Annotated in this window: 18 protein-coding genes; 15 read left to right on the plus strand and 3 right to left on the minus strand. The window is 58.9% G+C overall.

Annotated elements, in window-relative coordinates; all coding sequences use genetic code 11:
- The first annotated feature begins 51 nt into the window (after positions 1–51).
- The 4 genes from GSUB_RS06965 to GSUB_RS06980 all read left to right on the plus strand — a co-directional run bounded on the left by GSUB_RS06965 (position 52) and on the right by GSUB_RS06980 (position 6,370).
- Complete coding sequence (locus tag GSUB_RS06965) at positions 52–1,365, plus strand: TolC family protein (protein WP_040199920.1); 1,314 nt, start codon at positions 52–54, stop codon at positions 1,363–1,365.
- The gene (locus tag GSUB_RS06970; protein WP_040199921.1) at positions 1,365–2,786 is read left to right on the plus strand and encodes an efflux RND transporter periplasmic adaptor subunit; all 1,422 of its coding nucleotides are present in this window, start codon (positions 1,365–1,367) and stop codon (positions 2,784–2,786) included. The genes GSUB_RS06965 and GSUB_RS06970 overlap by 1 nt, the downstream gene beginning before the upstream one ends.
- Positions 2,787–2,798: 12 nt before the next feature.
- Positions 2,799–5,909: an efflux RND transporter permease subunit gene (locus GSUB_RS06975; protein ID WP_040199922.1), complete on the plus strand. Its 3,111-nt coding sequence runs from the start codon at positions 2,799–2,801 to the stop codon at positions 5,907–5,909.
- A 71-nt stretch (positions 5,910–5,980) separates the two neighbouring features.
- A complete protein-coding gene (locus GSUB_RS06980) occupies positions 5,981–6,370 on the plus strand; it encodes a RidA family protein (protein WP_040199924.1) in 390 nt (129 codons plus the stop codon).
- 255 nt (positions 6,371–6,625) lie between these two features.
- On the opposite strand, the gene rpmB is transcribed toward GSUB_RS06980, so the two are convergent.
- From rpmB to purM, 3 genes are all read right to left on the minus strand, one after another.
- Positions 6,626–6,817: a 50S ribosomal protein L28 gene (gene rpmB, locus GSUB_RS06985; protein WP_040199925.1), complete on the minus strand. Its 192-nt coding sequence runs from the start codon at positions 6,815–6,817 to the stop codon at positions 6,626–6,628.
- Positions 6,818–6,933: 116 nt separating this feature from the next.
- Positions 6,934–7,590: a phosphoribosylglycinamide formyltransferase gene (purN, locus tag GSUB_RS06990; RefSeq protein WP_040199926.1), complete on the minus strand. Its 657-nt coding sequence runs from the start codon at positions 7,588–7,590 to the stop codon at positions 6,934–6,936.
- Between the two features lie 20 nt (positions 7,591–7,610).
- Complete coding sequence (gene purM, locus GSUB_RS06995) at positions 7,611–8,666, minus strand: phosphoribosylformylglycinamidine cyclo-ligase (RefSeq protein ID WP_040199927.1); 1,056 nt, start codon at positions 8,664–8,666, stop codon at positions 7,611–7,613.
- A gap of 190 nt (positions 8,667–8,856) precedes the next feature.
- On the opposite strand from purM, the gene rimI reads away from it, so the two are divergent.
- The 11 genes from rimI (at position 8,857) to hfq (ending at position 21,677) form a co-directional block, all read left to right on the plus strand.
- Positions 8,857–9,336, plus strand: a complete 480-nt coding sequence (gene rimI, locus GSUB_RS07000; protein WP_052464687.1) for a ribosomal protein S18-alanine N-acetyltransferase — start codon at positions 8,857–8,859, stop codon at positions 9,334–9,336.
- Complete coding sequence (locus GSUB_RS07005; protein ID WP_052464689.1) at positions 9,333–10,190, plus strand: dihydroorotate dehydrogenase electron transfer subunit; 858 nt, start codon at positions 9,333–9,335, stop codon at positions 10,188–10,190. Before rimI ends, GSUB_RS07005 begins: the two co-directional genes overlap by 4 nt.
- Before the next feature lie 17 nt (positions 10,191–10,207).
- Positions 10,208–11,149 (plus strand): dihydroorotate dehydrogenase, encoded by a 942-nt coding sequence (locus GSUB_RS07010; protein ID WP_040202219.1) that lies wholly within the window; start codon positions 10,208–10,210, stop codon positions 11,147–11,149.
- A 99-nt stretch (positions 11,150–11,248) separates the two neighbouring features.
- A complete protein-coding gene (locus tag GSUB_RS07015) occupies positions 11,249–13,906 on the plus strand; it encodes a CBS domain-containing protein (RefSeq protein ID WP_040199929.1) in 2,658 nt (885 codons plus the stop codon).
- A 77-nt stretch (positions 13,907–13,983) separates the two neighbouring features.
- Entirely contained in the window at positions 13,984–14,670 is a 687-nt protein-coding gene (locus tag GSUB_RS07020; protein ID WP_040199930.1) for a site-2 protease family protein, read from the plus strand.
- 4 nt (positions 14,671–14,674) lie between these two features.
- Complete coding sequence (locus tag GSUB_RS07025) at positions 14,675–15,385, plus strand: pseudouridine synthase (protein ID WP_040199932.1); 711 nt, start codon at positions 14,675–14,677, stop codon at positions 15,383–15,385.
- Between the two features lie 224 nt (positions 15,386–15,609).
- The gene (locus GSUB_RS07030; protein WP_040199933.1) at positions 15,610–17,697 is read left to right on the plus strand and encodes a tetratricopeptide repeat protein; all 2,088 of its coding nucleotides are present in this window, start codon (positions 15,610–15,612) and stop codon (positions 17,695–17,697) included.
- 11 nt (positions 17,698–17,708) lie between these two features.
- Entirely contained in the window at positions 17,709–18,614 is a 906-nt protein-coding gene (locus GSUB_RS07035) for an ExeA family protein (protein ID WP_040199935.1), read from the plus strand.
- Positions 18,615–18,631: 17 nt separating this feature from the next.
- The gene (gene mutL / locus GSUB_RS07040; protein WP_040199936.1) at positions 18,632–20,479 is read left to right on the plus strand and encodes a DNA mismatch repair endonuclease MutL; all 1,848 of its coding nucleotides are present in this window, start codon (positions 18,632–18,634) and stop codon (positions 20,477–20,479) included.
- Between the two features lie 4 nt (positions 20,480–20,483).
- The gene (gene miaA / locus GSUB_RS07045) at positions 20,484–21,431 is read left to right on the plus strand and encodes a tRNA (adenosine(37)-N6)-dimethylallyltransferase MiaA (protein ID WP_040199938.1); all 948 of its coding nucleotides are present in this window, start codon (positions 20,484–20,486) and stop codon (positions 21,429–21,431) included.
- A gap of 12 nt (positions 21,432–21,443) precedes the next feature.
- Positions 21,444–21,677 carry an RNA chaperone Hfq gene (gene hfq, locus GSUB_RS07050; RefSeq protein WP_040199940.1) on the plus strand — a complete coding sequence of 78 codons (234 nt, stop codon included), beginning with the start codon at positions 21,444–21,446 and terminating at the stop codon, positions 21,675–21,677.
- The last annotated feature ends 110 nt before the right edge of the window (positions 21,678–21,787 follow it).

The raw sequence follows: 21,787 nt of genomic DNA on the forward strand, positions 1-21,787 counted from the left end.
CCTTGCTCTTCTTCGTTGTGCGCTGATGGAGGCGCACTGGAGGTTGTTTGTATGATCCGTAAACTTTTGGCCGGGTTGCTGGCGATGCTGCTGGCGACTCTTGTTCTGCACAGTCCGCAGAAGGCTTATGCCGCGGATGACACGTCGAGTCTACCCGTTTTGTCTGTGACGGAAGTCATTGCGCTTACGCTTGAAAATAATCCCACACTTTCCGCCGCCGGGCATGAATCAGCAGCCCTGAAGCATGAAGTAGGTCAGGCCGGGGTTCGCCCCAATCCAGAGTTTTCCCTTGAATTGGAGAACTTCGGCGGCAGCGGCGAGTTTTCAGGGGCCGACCGCGCAGAGACCACGCTGCGCCTCAGCCAACGATTGGAGTTGGGGGGGAAGCGCTCGGCGCGGCAGGATGTCGCCCGCTCCGGGGAGGAACTGGGCCTTTGGCAGAAGGAGCTTGCCCGCATTGAGATCGCATCCGAGGCGGTCGCACGTTTCCTCGACCTGGTAGCCGCCCAGCAGCGTGAAGCTGTTGCCCGTGACCAGGTGGCGTTGAATGAAAGCCTGCTGTTCGCGGTTGAGGAGCGGATCGCCGCAGGAAAATCCGCATCCATCGAGAAAAAGCGTTTTTCTTCCCGTCTCGCCGAGGCGCGATTGGAACTGAGGCGAGTTCAGCGCGAGGTGTCTGCGGCTCGACAGGTGCTGGCCTTGTCCTGGCAGGGGAGCCAAGGTGATTTCATCGCTGCGGATGAAGATTTTCGTCGCGTTGCTGAGATTCCCGAGCGATCGAAAATTCTTACAGACCTTGAAAGCAGTCCCGCCGTGCAGCGGGCAAACGGCATGCGGCTCAGGACAGAGCAGGAGCTGCGGCTGGCACGCGCCGAAGGGGTGGTTGATCCGACGCTGAGCCTCGGCGTCAAGCGTGACGAGGATGCGGATGACCATGCCCTTGTTGCTCAAATTTCCGTACCGCTGCCGTTGTTCAATCGCAACCAGGGCGCGATTGCAGCGGCCCGCTCGCGTCTTGATAAGGCACGGGAGGAAAAAAACGCCGCCAGGCTTGATCTGGAACGGCAGGTGGTGCGCGGCTGGAGCAAACTTGACAGCGCCTACGATGACGTCGTCTCGCTGCGTGACGAGGTGATCCCGGCTGCAGAGGAGACCTTTGAAGGAATCCGGTACGGTTATCAGGCCGGGAAATTCGGACTGCTCGATGTTCTGGATGCGGAACAGAGCTTTTTTGCCGCAAAAAGCCTGCAGATCGATGCCCTTCTTTCCTATCACCGAGCCGTGCTCGAATTGGAGCGCCTGCTGGGACGCAATGTTCTGAAGTCCGTTCAGTACCTGAATTTTTCAAAATACGAGGATAAATAATGAAGACGCATTCTCTGATACGCAAGCTGCTGGTTGCTTCGGCCATCCTTGCGATGGTGCTGATTTACTCCACGATGACCGCGGCCCGCCCTGATGACGGCCACTCCCACGACGAGCACGAACTTGAAGACCTGTTCGATGACAGCCCGCAGGGCCGCGATAACCACGACGACCACGACGACCACGACGACCATTCGTCCCATGACTCCCATGACAACCATGACAACCATGACAACCATGACAACCATGACCATGGCAGCACCGACGGCACCTGCCCCGAACACCGGGTCCTTGAAGCCGAAGATGCTCTCTGCCACGGCGACCATCTGGCCGAGCTGCAACCGGGGCAATCTATGCTGGTCCGTCTCGCTTCTCTCGAAGTAGCGGATCGGGCAGGGGTGATGCTGACCCAGGCTTTGCCGGTCTCGACCGCAAGAGAGGAAAGCGTGCCTGCCCGTGTCGAGTTCAATCGCAGCCGGCTGGCCCGCATTTCGTCCCTTGCCCAGGGTGTCGTGCGAGAAGTCCTGGTTCGCCCCGGCGATCGTGTCACCAAAGGCGCTGTGCTGGCAGAGATCAGCATGCCTGAGCTTGCCGCGCTTAAATCCGAATTTCGCGCGGCACGGGCAGATGCCGCACGCAGCGAAGCCAGTTATGTGCGCGAACAGGATCTGCTGGCACGTGGCATCAGCTCCCGGCAGGAGTTTCAGCAGGCTGAAGCGGAATACGCCGCCGCGCGTGGCGAGGTGGAACGCTACCGCCAACAGCTTCTCGATTTCGGTTTGACCGATGAAGGGATCGAGGAACTGGTTTCATCCGAAAAGGGGAGCGCGCGGGTCGCATTGCGCGCACCTTTTGATGCCGTTGTGATCGAGACAGCCGCTGCCGTGGGGGAGAGGACCTCGCCGGATAGCCCGCTGTTCGTGCTGGCCGATCTCGATAAATTGTGGGTTGAACTGAATCTGCCAGCTTCCCGAATTTATGAGGCGCGTGTCGGCGCCGATGTGCGGGCGAGTTTTGACGGACTGCCCGGCATGCACTTCTCGGGGAAGGTCTTTCAGGTCGGGGCGGCGCTCGACGAACGCAGCCGCACCTTGAAGGTTCTGGCAGAGGTGAATAATCCCCAGCTCCGCCTGCGGGTCGGTATGTACGGTGAAGCCTGGCTGCTTTCGGAGCAACAGGGGCGTGTGCCGGGTGTCCCCGCGGCAGCTGTGCAGCAGATCGATGGAATCCCCTATCTTTTTATCCAGCAGGAGGCCGACCTGTTTGAATTGCGACGGGTTGAAACGGGCCGCCGCGTTGGGGATCTGGTCCCGGTGACGGCAGGGCTGGACCTGCATGAATCGGTGGTTTCCGGACAGGGATTCGCGCTGAAATCGGAAATTCTCAAGGCACGCCTGGGTGCCTCCTGTGCGGATCATTAAAGGGGGGATTAAATGCTGGCAAAACTGATTGAAGTCGCCCTGCGCAACCGCCTGCTGGTGGTGCTGCTGTTCTGCGTGGCGTTCGCCGCCGGAATCTGGTCGCTGTGGCACCTGCCGGTCGATGCTTTTCCCGATACGACCCCGGTGCAGGTGCAGATCAACACCACCGCACCTGCCCTGGGCCCGGAAGAGATTGAAAAACAGATTTCGCAACCGGTGGAGCTGGCGATTTCGGGCCTGCCGGGGCTGGTCCATGTCCGCTCTATTTCCAAGTTCGGCCTGTCGCAGGTGGTGGCGATCTTCGAAGACGAGATGGCGATTCTTGACTCCCGTCAGCTGATCATGGAGCGGCTGGCGGGGGTCACGCTTCCAGAAGGGATCGACCCGCCGGAGTTGGGCCCCATCTCCACCGGTCTCGGCGAGGTTTTTCACTATATCGTGCGCTCCGAGAATCCCGACTACGGTCTCGATGATCTACGCACCCTGCATGACTGGGTCGTCAAGCCCCAGCTGCGCAAGGTCTCTGGCGTGGCGGAGGTCAACTCCTGGGGCGGGCTGGAAAAGCAGTATCATGTCATCGTTTCGCCGGAAGCGCTGATCAAGTTTGATCTGACATACAACGATGTCGCCGAGGCTCTGCGTGAGAACAACGCCAATGTCGGCGGCGGGCAGGTCGTCACCGGCGGCCAGACGCTGCTGGTGCACGGTCTGGGGCGCGTTGCTTCGGTGGAAGAAATCGCCGATATCGTCATCCGCTCCTACGACGGGGCCCCGGTCCTGATCCGTGATGTGGCCGAGGTGGCCATCGGTCATGAACTCAGACGCGGAGCGGTCTCTGCCAACGGCCAGGGTGAGGTGGTTCTGGGGCTGGGTTTCATGCTGATGGGCGAGAACAGCCGCGAGGTCACCCGGGATCTGCGCCAGGCGCTCGATCGCCTGAGTGAGACGTTGCCTGAGGATGTTCTGATCGAGCCGGTGTACGAACGCACTTCGCTGGTCAACCAGGTCATCGATACGGTCAAGCACAACCTGACCGCCGGGGCGATTCTGGTGATTGCCGTGCTGTTTCTGCTGCTCGGCAATCTGCGCGCCGGCCTGCTGGTGGCGGCCACCATCCCCATGGCCATGCTGTTTGCATCGCTGGGAATGGCACAGATGGGGATCGCGGCCAGTCTGCTCTCCCTTGGCGCCATCGATTTCGGCCTGCTGGTCGATGGTTCGGTGGTGATGACCGAGGCCAACCTGCGGCGCCTGACCGAACGCCGCATGCAGTTGAACCGGCCCTTGAGCGCGGCGGAACGCTTCGATGTGGTGCTGGCCTCCAGCCAGGAGGTGGCACGCCCCATTGTGTACGGCATGGGGATCATCGTGCTGGTGTTCCTGCCCGTTCTGACCCTTGAGGGGATCGAGGGCAAGATGTTCAAGCCGATGGCCTGGACGCTGATTTTTGCCCTGGTGGGCGGTTTGCTGGTAGCCATCGTGCTCTCGCCCGTTCTGTCGCTTCAGTTCCTGAAAAACCCCGCAGTACGCCCCCGCCGCTTTGCGACCGGGTTGCAGAGGTTTTACGAAGCGGTTCTGACCCGGGTGCTGCGTCACCGGCTTGTCTTCCTGGGTGGGGTATTGCTGCTGGTGGTGGCGACGGCCGTACCGGCTCTGCGGCTGGGGGGCGAGTTCATCCCGCGCCTGTCCGAGGGGTCACTGGTGGTCAGCGTTGTGCGTCTGGCGGGTGTTTCGGTGGATGAATCCATTGAATACAACACGCGCATGGAACAACTTCTGCTGGAGGAGTTTCCTGATGAGATCCAGGCGGTGTGGAGCCGCCTCGGCAGCGCCGAAGTGGCGACCGATCCCATGGGGACGGAACTGACCGATATTTTTCTCACCCTGCATCCGCGCAATCAGTGGACCCGCGCTGCAGACCAGGCCCAGTTGAGCGCCCGGGTGGAGGAGGCGCTGCATGGCCTGCCGGGGATCCGCGCCGTTCTCACCCAACCCATCGAGCTGCGGGTGAACGAAATGCTCTCAGGGATTCGCGGCGACGTGGGGATCAAAATCTTCGGCGAGGATTTCGACAACCTGGTGGCTCTGGGCGAGGAAGTGGAACACCTTCTGACTGGAATCCAGGGTGCCTCTGATGTGGCGGTGGAGCAAATTACCGGCCAGCCGACGCTGCGCATCGAGGTTGACCGCAAGGCGCTGGCGCGACATGGTGTTGCCGCGCGGGAAGTGCTCGATATGGTGGCGGCGGTAGGCACCCCGCAGGTCGGGACTATCTACGAAGGAGAGCGTTCCTTCCCCCTGGTGCTGCGCCTGCCCGATGCCATGCGCAGCGACCCGGACGCCCTGGCCCGCATGCTGATCCCGACCACCGGCGGCGCGGTGGTGCCCCTCGAGGATCTGGCGCACATCAGCGAGGTGGAGCGTCCCTCCACCATCAACCGCGAGTGGGGGCGTCGCCTGATCAAGGTGCAGGTCAATGTACGTGATCGCGATATCGCCACCTTCGTCAACGAAGCGCGTGAAAAGATCGAAAGCCAGATTCAGCTGCCCGAAGGCTATATGATCGAGTGGGGCGGTCAGTTCGAGAACCTGGAACGCTCCCAGAAGCGTCTGATGGTTGTTGTGCCGCTGACGCTGCTGCTGATATTCTTCCTGCTCTATTTCAGCCTTAAGCGTCTGCGTGATGTACTCATCATCTACACCGGCATCCCGCTGGCGGCGGTCGGGGGCGTCATTGCCCTTTATCTGAGGGAGATCCCCTTCAGCGTGAGTGCCGCCATCGGCTTTATCGCTCTGTCGGGAATCGCGGTTCTCAACGGCCAGGTGCTGGTATCGGCGATTCGCGGCCTGCAGAAGGATGGCCTGCCGTTGGTGGAAGCGGTTACCGGGGCAGCCCGACAGCGTCTGGTGCCGATCCTGGCCACCGCGGTGACCGATGCGGTCGGTTTTCTGCCGATGGCCATTTCGGTCGGGGTGGGCGCCGAGGTACAGCGACCGCTGGCGACAGTTGTGGTGGGCGGAGTGCTGACCTCGACCCTGTTGACGCTCTTTGTCCTGCCGACGCTTTATGTCTGGTTCGGCGGTGGCTCGAAGGTTGAGAGGGAAAATCCCCTTGCACAGTGAGATCGGCCTGTTTACCCTGACCGGAAACACTTTCCGGTCAGGGAGGCCGGATTTTATTCAGGAGGATTGAGATGGATATCGAACAGATCAGAAGCGGGCAGGCGCCGGCCGCTATCGGCCCCTATTCACAGGGGGTGAAGGTCGGCGGTTTTTTCTTTTTTTCCGGACAGATTCCCCTTGATCCCGCCAGCGGCGAGCTGGTCGAGGGCGGCATCGAGGCGCAGACCGAACAGGTGATGGCCAACATGAAGGCTCTGCTGGCCGCCGCCGGGCTCGATTTCAGCCGGGTGGTCAAAACGACCATCTATCTGACCGATTTGAGTCAGTTCGGGATCGTCAACGAGATTTATGGCAAATACTTCACCGGGGTCGCCCCGGCCCGCGCTACGGTTCAGGTTGCGGCGCTGCCGAAAGGGGCGCAGGTTGAAATCGAATGGGTGGCGTGCACCGGAGGGGAGTAGGGCAGAGGGAATAATCGCCGAAAAGATAAAGGGGAGCGCAAGTGTCCGGCATGGGGTCGCAACTCCCATGACAAGGGACACTTTTCGCCATCCATGGCCGTTTGATTGGCGCCATCCCTGGCGCCAAACACCCATGTCATGGGAGCTGCGACCCCACACAACGGGATGAATAGATACAAAGAAGAACGACAAAAAGGGCGGCTCCTGTTCGGGAACCGCCCTTTCCGCATCAATCGTCAGCGGGGGGAAAAGCGCCTAGATGGCTTTTTTCACCGCGCCCGCACGGATACACCGGGTGCAGACCTTGATGGTGCGAACGGTGCCGTTCTGGATCGCTTTGACCTTCTGCAGGTTGGGGTACCAGGTTTTGCGGGTTTTGTTATGAGCATGACTGACATTATTGCCGGTCGAAGGTTTTTTGCCGCATACCTCACATACTTTTGCCATGGGAACTGACCTCCTGAAATTTTAGAACGTAAGTAACTATCACGATTTCGTGTTGATTGCAAGGACTCATTTGGCGCGCGACCACCAGGGCGGAGCAGTTCCAGAGCAGAAAGGGGTCAGCTGAGGGGCGGATTGATCAGCGCGCGATCCTCGGGGCGATCCGGGTTGAGAATGCGTACTCGGCGCCCTTCGATCCGCAGCCGGTCCTCAGCGAAAAGCTGAATGGCGCGGGGGTAGATGCGATGTTCCTGCTCCAGGATGCGCGCAGAAAGGCTTTCCTCGTTGTCATCTTCATGGATGGGCACCACCGCCTGAATGATGATGGGGCCGGTATCGAGGCCTCCGTCGACGAAATGCACGGTGCAGCCGGAGAAGCGGGCGCCATATTCCAACGCTTTTCTCTGCACGTCCAGCCCGGGAAAAGCGGGCAGCAGTGACGGGTGAATGTTCATGATGCGGTGGGGGAAGGCCTCGATGAAGACATTGGAGAGCAGCCGCATGAAGCCGGCCAGGATAACCAGGTCGACTCTGGCTTCGCGCAGGGCCGCAACCATTTCGCGGTCGAAGTCTTCGCGGTTTTTGAACTGGCGGTGATCAATGGCGCAGGTGGCGATTCCAGCCTCGCCAGCACGCTCGAGCGCCCCGGCATCCGCCTTATTGCTGGCGACCAGTACGATTTCAGCGTCCAGCCGACCGGCCTGACTTTCTTCGATAATGGACTGCAGATTGGAACCGCGGCCGCTGGCCAGCACTGCAATGCGAATCTTGGGCACGCCGCCCCTCCTTCAGATCCTCAGATCAGTTCGATTTTATCTTCGCTATGATTCTGATCCGCCTTGCCTATTTCACCGATCAGGAAAGCCTCTTCCTTGAGACCGGAGAGACGCACCATGATGTCATCGGTCTGCTCGGCCGGGACGATCAGAGCCAGGCCGATGCCGTAATTGAAGGTGCGGTACATCTCGGTTTCTTCGATATTGCCCTGCTCACGCAGCATTTCGAACAGCGCAGATTTGGGCCAGGCGTTGCGTTCGATGCGGGCGCAGCAGTTGCGGGGCAGCACGCGGGGGACGTTCTCCAGCAGACCTCCGCCGGTGATGTGTGCCATGCCCTTGATCTCGAAATCGCGGATCAGGTTGAGAATGGTTTTGACATAGATGCGGGTCGGGCGCAGCAGCGCTTCGCCGAGGACTTCGCCCAGCTCGTCCACATGGGAGTCGACGGTCAGGTTCAGCGAATCGAAAAAGACCTTGCGCGCCAGGGAGAATCCGTTGGAGTGCAGACCGCTGGAGGCGATGCCGATGATCTTGTCGCCGACGGTGATGGTCGAGCCGTCGATGATGTCGTTGTCATCAACGACGCCGACGGTAAACCCGGCCAGGTCGTATTCGCCCTCGTTGTAGAAGCCCGGCATCTCGGCCGTTTCTCCCCCGATCAGGGCACAGCCGGCTTCGACGCAGCCTGCGGAGATACCGCGCACGATCTCCACCGCCTTCTCCGGTGCAAGCTTGCCGGTAGCGAGGTAGTCGAGGAAAAACAGCGGTTCGGCCCCCTGAACGACAATGTCGTTGACGCACATGGCGACCAGGTCGATCCCAACCGTGTCGTGTTTATCCATCAGGAAGGCGAGCTTAAGCTTGGTGCCGACCCCGTCGGTGGACGAAACCAGCGTCGGCTTCTTGTACTTGCCCGCATTGAGGGAAAACAGTCCGCCGAAGCCGCCGATATCGGTCAGCACTTCCGGCCGGCTGGTAGCTTTGACGAGAGGTTTGATCATCTGCACGAAACGGTTGCCCGCTTCAATGTCGACGCCTGCTTCTTTGTAAGTATTCACGCTTTTTTCTTTCAAGGAATCGTACTCCCGGCAAGTGGAAAAAACGATTCATTTGTAAATCAGGGTTTCAAGCTTGTCAATGTCTATCTGCCCAGTGTTTGGCGTATACCAATCTTTGCTTTACATATTGAATCCCCCTGCATTATGATGCCTGCTCGATCAGACGGGGCCACAGGCCCGATTTAACAAGTGATTTGCCGTGAATATGCCCCCTTATCAAATCCGCCCCATGCGCCGCGAAGATCTTTCCGCGGTCATGGCGGTGGAACGCGCTGCGTTTACTCATCCGTGGACGGAAGCGATGATGGTCCAGGAGCTGGAGACGCCCCATGCGTCCATCGACCTGCTGTGGGCGGGTGAGCGATTGGCGGGTTATCTGTGCAGCTGGTACATCTGCCGGGAACTGCACATCCTCAATGTCGTGACCGCGCTCGAATTCCGCCGGCGGGGTGTCGCCGGACGTCTTCTGGATCATGTGCTTGCACGCGCCTGTGCGTCTGGATTCGATCATGCCCTGCTTGAAGTTCGCAGCAGCAATGCGGCGGCCATTGCCTTCTATGAGAAATGGGGGTTCCGCCGCGACGGGTTGCGAAAACGATACTATGCCGATGGCGAAGATGCTGTGCTGATGACGCTGCTGCCTCAGAACATGGGGCGGCGCACAACTGAAATGGTAGCTCCATGAAAAATTACAAAACGATCGTCCTCTCAAACCAGGAAATCTCCCCCGGTTATTTCCGTATGCGGCTGCTGACGCCGGGTTTCAGCGAACATGCCCGCCCCGGGCAGTTTCTCATGATGCGGGTGCAGCGCTCGCTGCCGCCCCTGCTGCGGCGCCCTTTCGGAATCTTCCGCACCGGCTTCATGCCCGGGGACTGCGAGGGGATGGAGCCGAAGGAGTACACCGAGATCCTGTATAAAGTGGTCGGGCGCGGAACCAGCATCATGGCGGACCTGCACCGCGGTGACCGGGTCGAGGTGCTGGGTCCCCTGGGGCGCGGTTTCGATGCCGGAGATCCCGGCCGGGAAAAGATTCTGGTGGGGGGCGGTATCGGTTTGGTGCCGCTCTACATGCTGGCCGACTCGCTCAAGCCGGCAGGCAGTGTCCGTCTTCTGATGGGCGGCCGGACCCGCGACGATATTCTGGCGGTGACCGAATTCGAACGACTTGGGGTCGAAACCTACGTGTCCACCGATGACGGCAGTCTCGGCGAAGAGGGGTTCGTTACCCAGGTTCTGGAACGCAAACTGACCAAGTATCCGCGGGCTATGGTCTATGCCTGCGGCCCCATGCCGATGCTTGATGCGGTCTATCGAATCTGCCGCAAGCACAGTGTGCCGCTGCAGGTCTCCCTTGAGGCGCTGATGGCCTGTGGCGTCGGAGCCTGTCTGGGGTGCGTCGTCAAAGGGGCAGGGCACACAGAGGAAACGCCCCGCTACCTGTGCTCCTGCAAGGAAGGTCCGGTTTTCCGTGCCGAGCAGCTGGAATGGACCCGTTTAGGGCTGGAAGATGGTTATTGCGAAGGGTGTAAATCGTGATGAATGTCAATAAAGAAATGCAGGAGCGGCGGTGCACTGAATCCGGGCGGCCTGATCTGTCTGTCGACATCGCCGGGATCCATCTGAAGAACCCGGTTATGCCGGCATCGGGCACTTTCGGTTACGGTGAAGAATATGCCCCCTACCTCGATGTGGAGAAGATCGGCGCAATCGTTACCAAGGGCCTCTCTCTCAAGCCCAAGGCGGGCAACCCCACGCCGCGTATCGCTGAAACCATCAGCGGCATGCTTAACGCCATCGGCCTGCAGAATGTCGGCGTCGATGATTTCGTCAAGTACAAGCTGCCGTTTCTGCGCGAGGTCAACACGCCTGTCATCGCCAATTTTTTCGGCAATACCCTGACTGAATACGGCGAGGTGGCCAAGCGGTTGTCCGATATCCCCGAAATCGCCGGGGTGGAGCTTAATATCTCCTGCCCCAACGTGAAAAAGGGGGGTATTGTATTCGGCACCGATCCCGCGGCCGCCGCCGAGGTTGTGACCCTGGTGCGCAAGAACCTGTCCAAGCCGCTGATCGTCAAGCTCACCCCCAACGTCACCGATATTACCGTCATCGCGAGGGCCGTCGAAGAGGCCGGCGCCGATGCCATCAGCTGCATCAATACCCTGACCGGCATGGCGGTCGACGTCAACACCCGCAGGCCGCGCCTCGCCAACCGCACCGGCGGCCTGTCCGGGCCGGCGATCCGTCCCGTAGCGCTGCGCATGGTTCACCAGGTGGTGCAGGCGGTTAAAGTTCCGGTCATCGGCGTGGGCGGCATCGTACGCCCCATGGACGCCATTGAATTCCTGATTGTCGGGGCGCGAGCGGTGCAGGTCGGCACGGCTAATTTTGTCGATCCCCAGGCGATGATTACGATCATCGAGGGGATCGAAGAGTTTCTCATCGACGAAGGGCTCGACGATATCGATCAGCTGATCGGCAGTCTGGAGTTGTGAAATGGGTGACGGATGATGCATGATGGACAGGGGTATTGAAGGTCTGAACGGTTTTTCGTCGTTACCCGGCTCCATCAATCATCACGAAGTCGCCATTCTATGGAAGTCATCACTACGCATATCAACGCCGACTTTGATTGCCTCGGCGGGATGATTGCTGCCAAAAAGCTTTATCCCAAAGCCGAGATGGTCTTTGCCGGTTCTCAGGAACGCAGCCTGCGCGAATTTTTCCTGCACAGTGCCAGCTACGCCTACGCCTTCAAGCGGGTCAAGGATATCGACCTTGACCGCGTTACCCGCCTGATCCTGGTCGATGTGCGCGAACCCGGGCGCATCGGCCCTTTTGAGGACGTTGCCCGCCGCTCTGGCGTAGAAATCCATATCTACGATCATCACCAGGACAGCGACGAGGATCATTTGAGCGGCGTGGTTGAAGTGATCGAACCGGTCGGCTCCACGGTGACCGTCTTCTCCCATCTGTTCATGGAGCGCGGCATCCACCCCAACGCCGACGAAGCCACCCTGATGATGCTGGGTCTGTACGAGGACACCGGCAGCCTCATGTTCAGTTCCACAACCGTCAAGGATTTTCAGGCCGCCGCATTTCTGCTTGAACACGGCGCCAACCTCACCGAGGTGGCCGATTTTCTCACCTACGAGATGACCCCCGAGCAGGTGCGGCTGCTGCATGATCTGCTGGCCAACCGTATGGTGCTCAATATCCACGGCTACGATGTCTCTGTGGCCCATGCCTCCGTGGACCAGTTTGTCGGCGATCTGGCGGTGCTGACCCACAAGCTGCGCGATATGGAGAACCTGCGCGCGCTGATCACCGTGGTGCGCATGGGCGATCGCATTTTCATGGTCGGCCGTTCGAGCCTGCCCGAGGTGCATGTCGGAGAGATTCTGTCCGAATTCGGCGGGGGAGGACATGCCTTTGCCGCTTCGGCGACCGTGCGCGACCTGACCCTGGTGCAGGTGCTCGACCGGCTGGCAAGCGTACTCAAGCGTCAGGTCAACCCGCGCCTCGAGGTGCGGCACCTGATGTCCCACCCGGTGAAAACTGTTGCGCCGGATGAATCCATCGAGCATGTGCGCGAATTTCTGACCCGCTACAATATCAACGCCGTTCCCGTGGTGGAGGGCGATTGCGTCCTGGGGCTTCTGACCCGCCAGGTGGTGGAAAGGGCGGCCCATCACGGCCTGGGCGACGTGGCGGCGCGTGAATACATGGAGAGCGATTTCGCCACCGTTGAGCCGGAAGATCCGATCGATATCCTGCAGGACCTGATCGTGCGGCGCAATCAGCGCTTCGTACCGGTGATGTCGGAGGGACAGCTTATCGGCGCCATTACCCGCACAGATCTGCTGCGCTACATGGTCGACCGCGCGCCTCGCAGTGAAGGCGGACGCGAACCTGCCGAAGAGACAGCGCAGACAGAATATAAGCCGCGTGAAGTTATTCGGCTGTTGCGCAATCGGCTCCCCGAGAGAATACAGGATCTGCTGGAACAGATCGGTCGCTGCGGCGATGAACTTGGCGTGAAAGTGTTCGTGGTCGGCGGTTTTGTGCGCGACCTGCTGCTCGACCTGCCCAACCTGGATCTCGATATCGTGGTGGAGGGCGATGGAATCGCCTTCGCCGAACACTATGCACGCCAGCATCAATGCCGGGTGCGGGCGCATCAGAAGTTCGGCACGGCGGTGATCGTTCTGCCGGATGAATTCAAGGTCGACGTGGCCTCGACCCGGGTGGAATTCTATCTGGAACCTGCCGCGCTGCCGACGGTGGAGAACGCCTCGATCAAGCTCGACCTCTACCGCCGCGATTTCACCATCAACACCCTGGCCATCAGTCTCAACGGCGAACGCTTCGGGGAAATCCACGATTTTTTCGGCGGGCTGCGCGATCTGCGGCAGAAAGCGATCCGGGTGCTGCACAATCTGAGTTTTGTCGAAGACCCGACCCGGGTGTTTCGCGCAGTGCGTTTCGAGCAGCGCCTTGAGTTCCACATCGGTAAGCAGACCGAGCATCTGATACGCAGCGCGGTGAGGATGGGGTTCCTGGAACGACTCGGCGGGCCGAGGCTCCTTTCGGAGCTGCAGCATATTCTGGAGGAGGAGCATCCGTACCCCGCCATTGAACGTCTGTCGCAGCTTGACCTGCTCAAGTTTCTTCATCCATCGCTTGACCTGCCCGTCGACTGCGAAGATCTCTTCGACCGTGCGACCCGCTCCTTGAACTGGTTTGACCTGCTTTATACCGAGGAGTCCTGTCAGCGCTGGCTGGTTTACCTGCTGTGTCTCGTCACCCGTCTTGACGATGATGCCATGCAGGGGTTGTGCGATCGTCTGAGCATACCGGGCCGTTATCGTTCGCTTCTGGCCGATGAGCGCCACCGGGCCCATGGGGTGCTCAAGGGGATGCGACGGCGGTGGCGTCAGGCCCGGCGCAAGCCCCGCAACAGCGACCTGTATGTCTGGTTTGAAGGGTTCTCCATTGAAACGCTGCTTTACCTGATGGCGCGTATTGAAACAGAAGACGTCCGTCGCTGGGTCTCTCTGTACGTCACGCGCCTGCGCGACGAAAAAAGCTGGATCGATGGAGAGGACCTCAAAAAAATGGGGATTCCTCCCGGCCCCCAGTACAAGGAGATTCTGCGCCGCGTGCTGCTGGCGCGGCTCGACGGCAAGGCAACCACCCGTGAGGAAGAGATCGCCTTTGTCACCCGCCGCTACAGATCACTGATCACTTGATTCCTGTCCTTGCCGGAAGGCAGCATCCGGTGCTTATGAATTGACGTCATGTGCGTTTTAACCTAGGCTGAACCGTCATGGAAACCATTCTTACAAAAATTTCAATCATGCTTGTTCCGGCCCTTATGGCCGTGACTTTTCACGAAATCTCCCATGGATTTGCCGCCGAGAGATTAGGGGATCCGACCGCCCGCCTGCTTGGACGGCTGACCCCCAATCCGTTGCGTCACCTTGATCCCATCGGCACCATCGCCCTTCTCGTGTTCGGCTTCGGATGGGCGCGGCCGGTGCCGGTCAATTTCAACAACTTGCGCAATCCGAAACGCGACATGATGTGGGTGGCGCTGGCGGGTCCTTCGTCCAATCTTCTGCTGGCCCTGCTGTCTGCTTTTTTTCTGCGTGGTCTTGAAATGGTTTCAGGGCTGATGCCACCGGGGCAGGAGATGATCGGGCAGTTTATCGAGCCCCTGGCCCTGATGGCCGGCTTCAGCCTCTATATCAATGTCATACTGTGCGTGTTCAACCTGATCCCCCTGCCGCCTCTCGATGGGGGGCGGGTGATGGTGGGGTTGCTGCCGCAGAAGCAGTCGGAACTGCTGGCCCGAATCGAACCCTTCGGGTTTATCCTTGTGATTCTGCTGATCTTCTTTACCGATCTCTACCGTGTTGTGCTCGCCCCGGTGATCCTGACGCTGGTTGATTTCATGGCCGGCAGCCAACAGTACCTGGTCTACCAGTCCATCGACTTTCTGTTCGGGCGCTGATCCCATGTCGGAAAGAGTGCAGAAGATCATTGCGGCCGCAGGCCTGATGTCGCGACGGCAGGCCGAGACCCTGATTGCGGCCGGCCGGGTGACGGTCAATGATCAGGTGATAACGCTGGGAGCCCGTGCCGATGTGGCGAGGGACCGGATCACCGTGGATGGCCGTCCGCTGCCTTCGCTGGAAAGTAAAACCTATCTGCTGCTGAATAAACCCACCGGATATGTCACGACTCTGCGCGACCCGCAGGGGCGGCAAGTGGTGGCGGACCTGATTCGCGACCTGCCGGTGAGGGTTTTCCCCGTCGGGCGCCTCGATGCCGGCACGGAAGGCCTGTTGTTGCTGACTAATGACGGTGAATTGGCGCAGCGACTGGCCCACCCCCGTCACAAGGTCGAGAAGATCTACCTGGTCAAGGTGCGCGGCCTGCTTGATGAAAAGGCGCGACGCAGGCTGCAGGAAGGGGTTCTTCTGGATGACGGGCCCACACAGCCCTGCTCTGTGGATAAAATCCGCAGAACCGGCTCCAACACCTGGTTCGAACTGACCCTGCGTGAAGGGCGCAATCGCCAGGTGCGACGCATGTGTGCCGCTGTGGGTTATCCTGTGGTGCGCCTGAAGCGGATTCGCCTCGGTTTTCTTGAACTTGGCAACCTTGCACCCGGCGCCTACCGTCAACTGAGCCGCGCAGAGGTTGCGCGTCTGAAAGGTTTGTGACGGCTGAACTTCATACGCTGTCACGGCGATCCGGGTTTCGAGATCTGGACATGATGGCTCCAGTCCTTTTCGGTAAGCGCTCTTTTTTTCTTATTTATTTGTTTTTTCAGCGAAAAAATCACCTCCCTTTGCGCTTGACAGGTCTGATTCCCATAGTTTAATGTGACCAAGTATTTAAGATTTTTCATCCGAATTTTGTTTTGTCGATGCCGGGAGAATTCCCTGTGATTAATAAAGAAAAACTTCTCGCATCCGCTCAGAAGAGCCTCCAGAAGGGGCAGGTTGCCAAGGCGATCAAGGATTATCGCAAGATCGTCGAAAGCGACCCCAGGGACGTGCGTAATCGGCAGAAGCTGGCCGAACTCTACGTGCGCGCCCAGAAGCCGAAAGATGCCTTGGAGCATTACGAATCCGTAGCGCGCTATTATGCCGATAACGGTTTCTATCTCAAGGCGATTGCCGTTTACAAGCAGATGCAGCGGGTTGAACCCTCTCGTATCGAGATATACCACCGTCTTGCCGAACTCAATGCCAAGCAGGGATTGGTGGGCAACGCGCTGGCTGAATACAAAGGCCTGGTGGCCCGCTATGAAAAAGAAGGCCTGCTGTCCGACGCCCTCAATGTTCTTCAGAAAATGAAAGATATCGATCCGGACAATCTCAACATCCGGGTCAAGATCACCGATACCTGTGCCCGCATCGGTCAGCGCGATAAAGGCCTTGCGGAGCTGCGGGCCATGGTTGAGCGTCTGCGGGAAAAGGGCGATACCGGCAAGCTTCTCAAACTCTACGATATTTTCCTGCCCATGTTTCCCGACGAGGTCGACCTGCGCAGCGGTCAGGCCCGTGCCTTTGTTGACCAGGGAGAGGCTGGCCGAGGGCTCTCGCAGCTCGAAGATCTTGCCCAGCAACACCCAGGTCGCGCCGATGTGTTACAGAACCTCGCCTATGCAGCGAGAGTTAAGGGAGATACTGCGGTCGAGATGCGGGCTTTTTCCGCGCTTCTTGAACAGCAGCCCGACGATCTCCGGGTGCGTGAAGGCTTTGTTCGCGCACTTCTGAAGTCGGACCAGCCCGAAAAAGCCCTGGAAAATCTTGAAAAATGGAAGAATGATTTCCTTGACGCACAAAGAAGTGATCTGCTCAAGGAATTCTACGAGTCGCTTCGTGCCTCTGTAACTGAAGAGCCACGGATCATCGAAACGCTGCGGCATGTTTACCAGGTCAGGGGAGAAGGGGACAAGCTGCTTGATCTTGTAGGCCCGGGCGAATTCTCTAGCGGTGACGAGGAGAGTGAGGAGAGCTTCGGCATCACTCAGGAGAAGGATTCTGTCTTTGAAGAAGATGCGGATTTCGATCAAATCGAGGATCTGCCCATGGAATTTCTCGAGTCGGACTTCGAGGAGAGCCACGAGACAGAAGTTTCTGAAGAGGAGGGGGGCGATGTTGAGTTGGAGCTTGAGCTTGAACTTGACGGTGACCCTTTTGCCGATCTCAAGCCGGCCCAGTCGCCTGAGAGCGAGGACCTGCCCGCCCCGGAATCGAACGGGGACAGAGAACTGGAAATGATCGAATTGCCCGCCCTGGATTTCGATGAGGAAACTTCTTCGGGCGCGCAGGTTGAAGGAATTGCCGGACCTGATGATAGCGGTGGAATGAGCGAGGATTTCTCAGACGATGAACTGCCGGATCTTGCCTTTGACCTCGACGATGCTTTTGGAGATCTGACCGAGGAACAGCCATCACAGCAGGATACCGTCCCGGATGAGCAGCAAGCGGCGGTGGATCTGCTTTCTGCCTCTGCAAATGCCACGTCTATAAGTTCAAAAGAGAAAACGCGGCTGGAAGGGGAATTCTCCCGTTTCAAGAAAAGCGTTGAGAGCCAGATCGATGAGAGTGATGCCGAAACGCATTTCAATCTGGGCATCGCCTACAAGGAAATGGGTTTGTTTGAAGATGCTGTCGGTGAATTCAACCAGGCGATGAAAAATCCCGACCGCCGCACTGATGCTTTGACCCTTAAAGGGGTCTGCCTTAAAGAAAAGTCCGATTTTGACGGCGCCCTGCGGGCATTCGAAGAGGCCTTGTCCGATTCGAGCCTCGATAGCGAAACCCGCAGCAATCTCTACTTTGAAACGGGGCTGTTGCAGGAGAGCCGCCAGGAAGCGGAAGCGGCCCTCAAGTCTTTTGAGAAGGTGGCCGAAATCGATCCTTTTTTCCGTGGCGCCAACGACAAGATCGCTCAGTTGAGAAGTGCCCTTGGGATTAAAGATGATGCGGGCGGAGATGATGACCGTGTCTCTTATGTCTGATGTGTTGTCCGATGAGTTATCTTGATCATTTTCACCTGGCCCACGAACCTTTTTCCAATGCCCCCGATGCGCGTTTTTACTTCGATAGCGCACAATACCAGCGCACGCTGCGCAAGCTTCGTTTTGCGGTGGACTCCAACAAAGGACTGGGAATCGTGGTGGGGCCCATCGGCAACGGGAAAACCACCCTGGCGCGCCGCCTTCTCGATCAATTTCCGCCCAATCTCTACCAGTCAAGTCTGTTGATCATGGTTCATTCCGGTGTGACCCCCGAATGGATTCTGACGCGCATCGCCTCCCAGATGGGGGTTGATCAGCCTCAGGGGGACCGGTTGGCTGTCTTGCGGCAACTTTATGACCGGCTGCTTGAAATCGATGCCGAGGGACGCCGTGCAGTCATACTGATCGATGAGGCACAGATGTTGGAGACCCGGGCTCTGATGGAAGAGTTCCGCGGACTTCTCAACCTCGAAATCCCCGGGAAAAAGCTGCTTAACATTATTTTTTTCGGACTGCCCGAGCTGGAGGAGAACCTGCGGCTCGACCCGCCGCTGGCCCAGCGGGTGGCGGTTCGCTGTTCTCTGAGTTCACTGACTGCCGGTGATACCGCCGCCTACATCGACCATCGACTGAGAGTGGCAGGCGCCGCCGGAAAGCGGCTGTTTGCGGCCGATGCCATCCAGGCGGTTCATCACTTCTCCGGGGGGGTGCCGCGTCTGATCAACACCCTCTGCGATAATTGCCTCTTCGAGTCTTTTTCTGTGGGGCTCGATCATGTCAATGAATCGATCGCGCTCAGCGTAGCCGAATCCCTTGGCCTGAATGAACATCCGGGAGAGCAGTATCTGCCGGAAGATCTCGATGACGGGCTGGAGCATATCGAATCCATGCTCGACCGCCTGGAATTCAAATCCTGACTGTTTCCTTACGCCTTATGTCTTCCAGAATCGCGATTCTCTCCGAGAATATCAGCAACATGATTGCCGCCGGCGAGGTGGTGGAACGTCCGTCCTCCGTGGTCAAGGAGCTGGTGGAAAACTCCCTTGATGCGGGCGCGCGCGAGATTGTCGTCGAAATTGAGCGCGGCGGGCGGAAAATGATTCGGGTCGCTGACGACGGCGAGGGGATGTCCCGTGACGATGCCTTTCTGTGCCTGGAGCGTCACGCGACCAGCAAACTGCGTAAACCGGAAGACCTCTCTGCGTTGACCACCCTGGGCTTCCGGGGAGAGGCGCTTCCCGCCATCGCGTCCGTCAGCCGTTTGACCCTGCAGACCTGCGGCAATGATGAGGGGGAGGGCGTCGAAATTCAGGTCGAGGGGGGCACAATCCGCCAGAGCCGGGAAATGGGACTTCCCCGCGGCACCCTCATTGACGTGCGCAACCTGTTTTTCAACACGCCGGCGCGGCGCAAATTTCTGCGGCGCGACGAAACCGAGATCGGCCACATTGCCGACGTGGTGACCAAACAGGCGCTGGCTCACCCCGACGTCCAGTTCCGTCTCCTGCACAACGGGCGCTGCCTGTTCGAAGTGCGGCGCGATTCCTCCCTGCCCGAGCGGATTGCCGCGTTTCTTGGACGACCGCTGCTCAAACAGCTGCTGCCGGTGGAGGTCGAAGATGGTGTCGACCTGACCCTTTCTGGGTATATCTGTCCGCCGGAGGTCAACCGCTCTACCTCCGGTGCCATCTATACCTTCATCAACGGTCGTTGCATCCGTGACCGGGTGGTTCAACACGCGGTCATCGAGGGGTATCGCAATCTGCTGATGAAGGGCCGATTTCCGGTCGTGGTCCTGTTTCTGACACTTGATCCGGCGATGGTCGATGTCAATGTCCACCCTACCAAGCACGAAGTCCGTTTCCGCGACCAGCGCCGGGTGCATGATTTTATCGCCGCCCGTTTGAAGCAGACCCTGCAGCCGGCTGCCTGGCTCGAGAGCGCGCCAGCGGACGAACCGTCTCCGGGGGCTGAATTGCAACCCTCTGCCTCGCCCCCTGTTGCGCCGCGCCATCCTCTTGCGCATACCCCGGAAACCGCTGCCGTTTCCCGCCGGGAGCAGGTCCAGGAATCTCTTGATCGTTATGCCCGCCGTTCTTCCGTGGAGTCGCCTGCGGTGCGACCCTATTCATCTCCGCCGAGATCGGCCCCTGGGGGCGCGACCGCAGAACCCGAAGTGGAGCGGAAGCGCAAAGGCGGATTTTTTTCCTCTCTGAGATATCTCGGCCAATATCACAACAGCTATCTTCTCTGTCAGCAGGACGAAGACCTGCTGTTGATCGATCAGCATGCCGCCCACGAACGAATCCGCTTCGAGAAGCTGCGCAGGGATTATCGTCGCGGTGAAGTGCCGCGCCAGGGACTTCTGTTTCCAGAAGTCATCGAATTTGATTTTAAGGCGGCCGCGGCGCTTCAGGAAGGGCTTGATACGCTTGCTGCCTTCGGGTTTGAAATCGAGCCGTTTGGCGGCAAGGCCTTTGCGGTCAAAAGCGTGCCGGCCGTTCTTGGACAGACCAACGTGGAAGAGCTGCTGCACGATGTAGCGTCCGATCTGGAAACCATCGGCAAAAGCGGCGCGCCCGATGATGCGGTGGACGAATTTCTGATGCGGCTGGCCTGTCACGGCGTCATTCGTGCCAACCAGGCCCTCGCTCCCCCCGAGGTACAGGCGCTTCTCGATGAACTCGATCAGGTTGATTTTAAAGCTCACTGCCCGCACGGACGCCCGGTGCAGGTGCGCTTGACCCTGGGAGAGATCGAGCGGTTGTTTAAGCGGACCTGAGCTTATGTCGCAATATGATTCTGAAGAGGCCCCCCCCCTGGTCGTACTCTGTGGTCCCACGGGGTCGGGAAAAACCGGACTGGCCGTGCGCCTCTCTCAATACTGGCCGGTTGAAGTGGTCTCCGCAGACAGCCGCCAGGTTTATCGGGGGATGGATATCGGCACCGCCAAGGCGACTGCCGAGGAACAGCGCCTGGTTCGACATCACCTGATCGATATTGTCGACCCGGACGATGATTTCTCCGTGGCCGATTTTATCGAGCAGGCCCGTGTCGCGATCAATGAGATTGCCCAGCGCGGGCATCGCCCCCTGGTGGTCGGCGGGACCGGGCTCTATCTGCGCGGCCTGACCCAGGGGCTGATTGATGCCCCGCAGGCCGATCCGGTCATACGGCAAAGGCTGCATGCGCAGGCCGAGCAGCAGGGACGCATGGCTTTGTGGCAGTGTCTGCAGCAGGTCGACCCGGTGGCTGCGGCAGCGATCCATCCCAATAATATCGTGCGCGTGGTGCGAGCCCTTGAGGTGTTCGAACTCACCGGTGAACCCATTTCCTCGCTCCAGCAGCGTCATGGGTTCAGTCAACGCCCTTACCCCAGCCTCAAGCTGGGAATCTGCCCGCCGCGCGAGGTTTTGTTCGAACGCATCGTGCAGCGGGTCGACGCCATGGTGGACGATGGATTGTTCGATGAGGTGGAGCAGTTGCTGGCTCGCGGGCTTTCTCCCTCAGGCAACGCTTTGAGAACGCTTGGCTATCGTGAAGTGGTTGACTGTCTGGCAGGGAAGGTGAATCGCGACGAGGCGGTGGAACAGATAAAAACTCACACCCGGCAGTATGCAAAAAGACAATTGACCTGGTTTCGCAAAGATCCCGAAATAATTTGGGTTGATTCCTTGAGAGAGTTTGCTACAATCCACGAGTTGATTGATAAATTTTATTCTGATGTGCACTGAAAAGGAGTGGATATGGCCAAGACCCCGTTCAATATCCAGGATCAGTATTTGAATCAGGCCCGCAAGGAGCGGGTGCATGTGACCATAACCATGATGTCGGGTGACAAGTTGGTCGGTTACATCAAATCGTTTGACAGCTTCTGCGTGCTGGTCGACAGCGACGGCGATCTGCTGTTGTACAAGCATGCCATTTCCTGCATCACCTCCAGTGACGGTCATTTCCGCCTGCATGGAGGCAAGGACTAAGTTCCTGCTGCAGTTTGTCGTACTTGTAAAAGCCCCTGCCAACTGACGCTTGATGCGTCCGGCGGGGCTTTTGCGTTTTGTGGGCGGCAGGTTCCTGTTCTCCGCTCTCG

This window comes from Geoalkalibacter subterraneus (assembly GCF_000827125.1).
GTDB lineage: Bacteria > Desulfobacterota > Desulfuromonadia > Desulfuromonadales > Geoalkalibacteraceae > Geoalkalibacter_A > Geoalkalibacter_A subterraneus.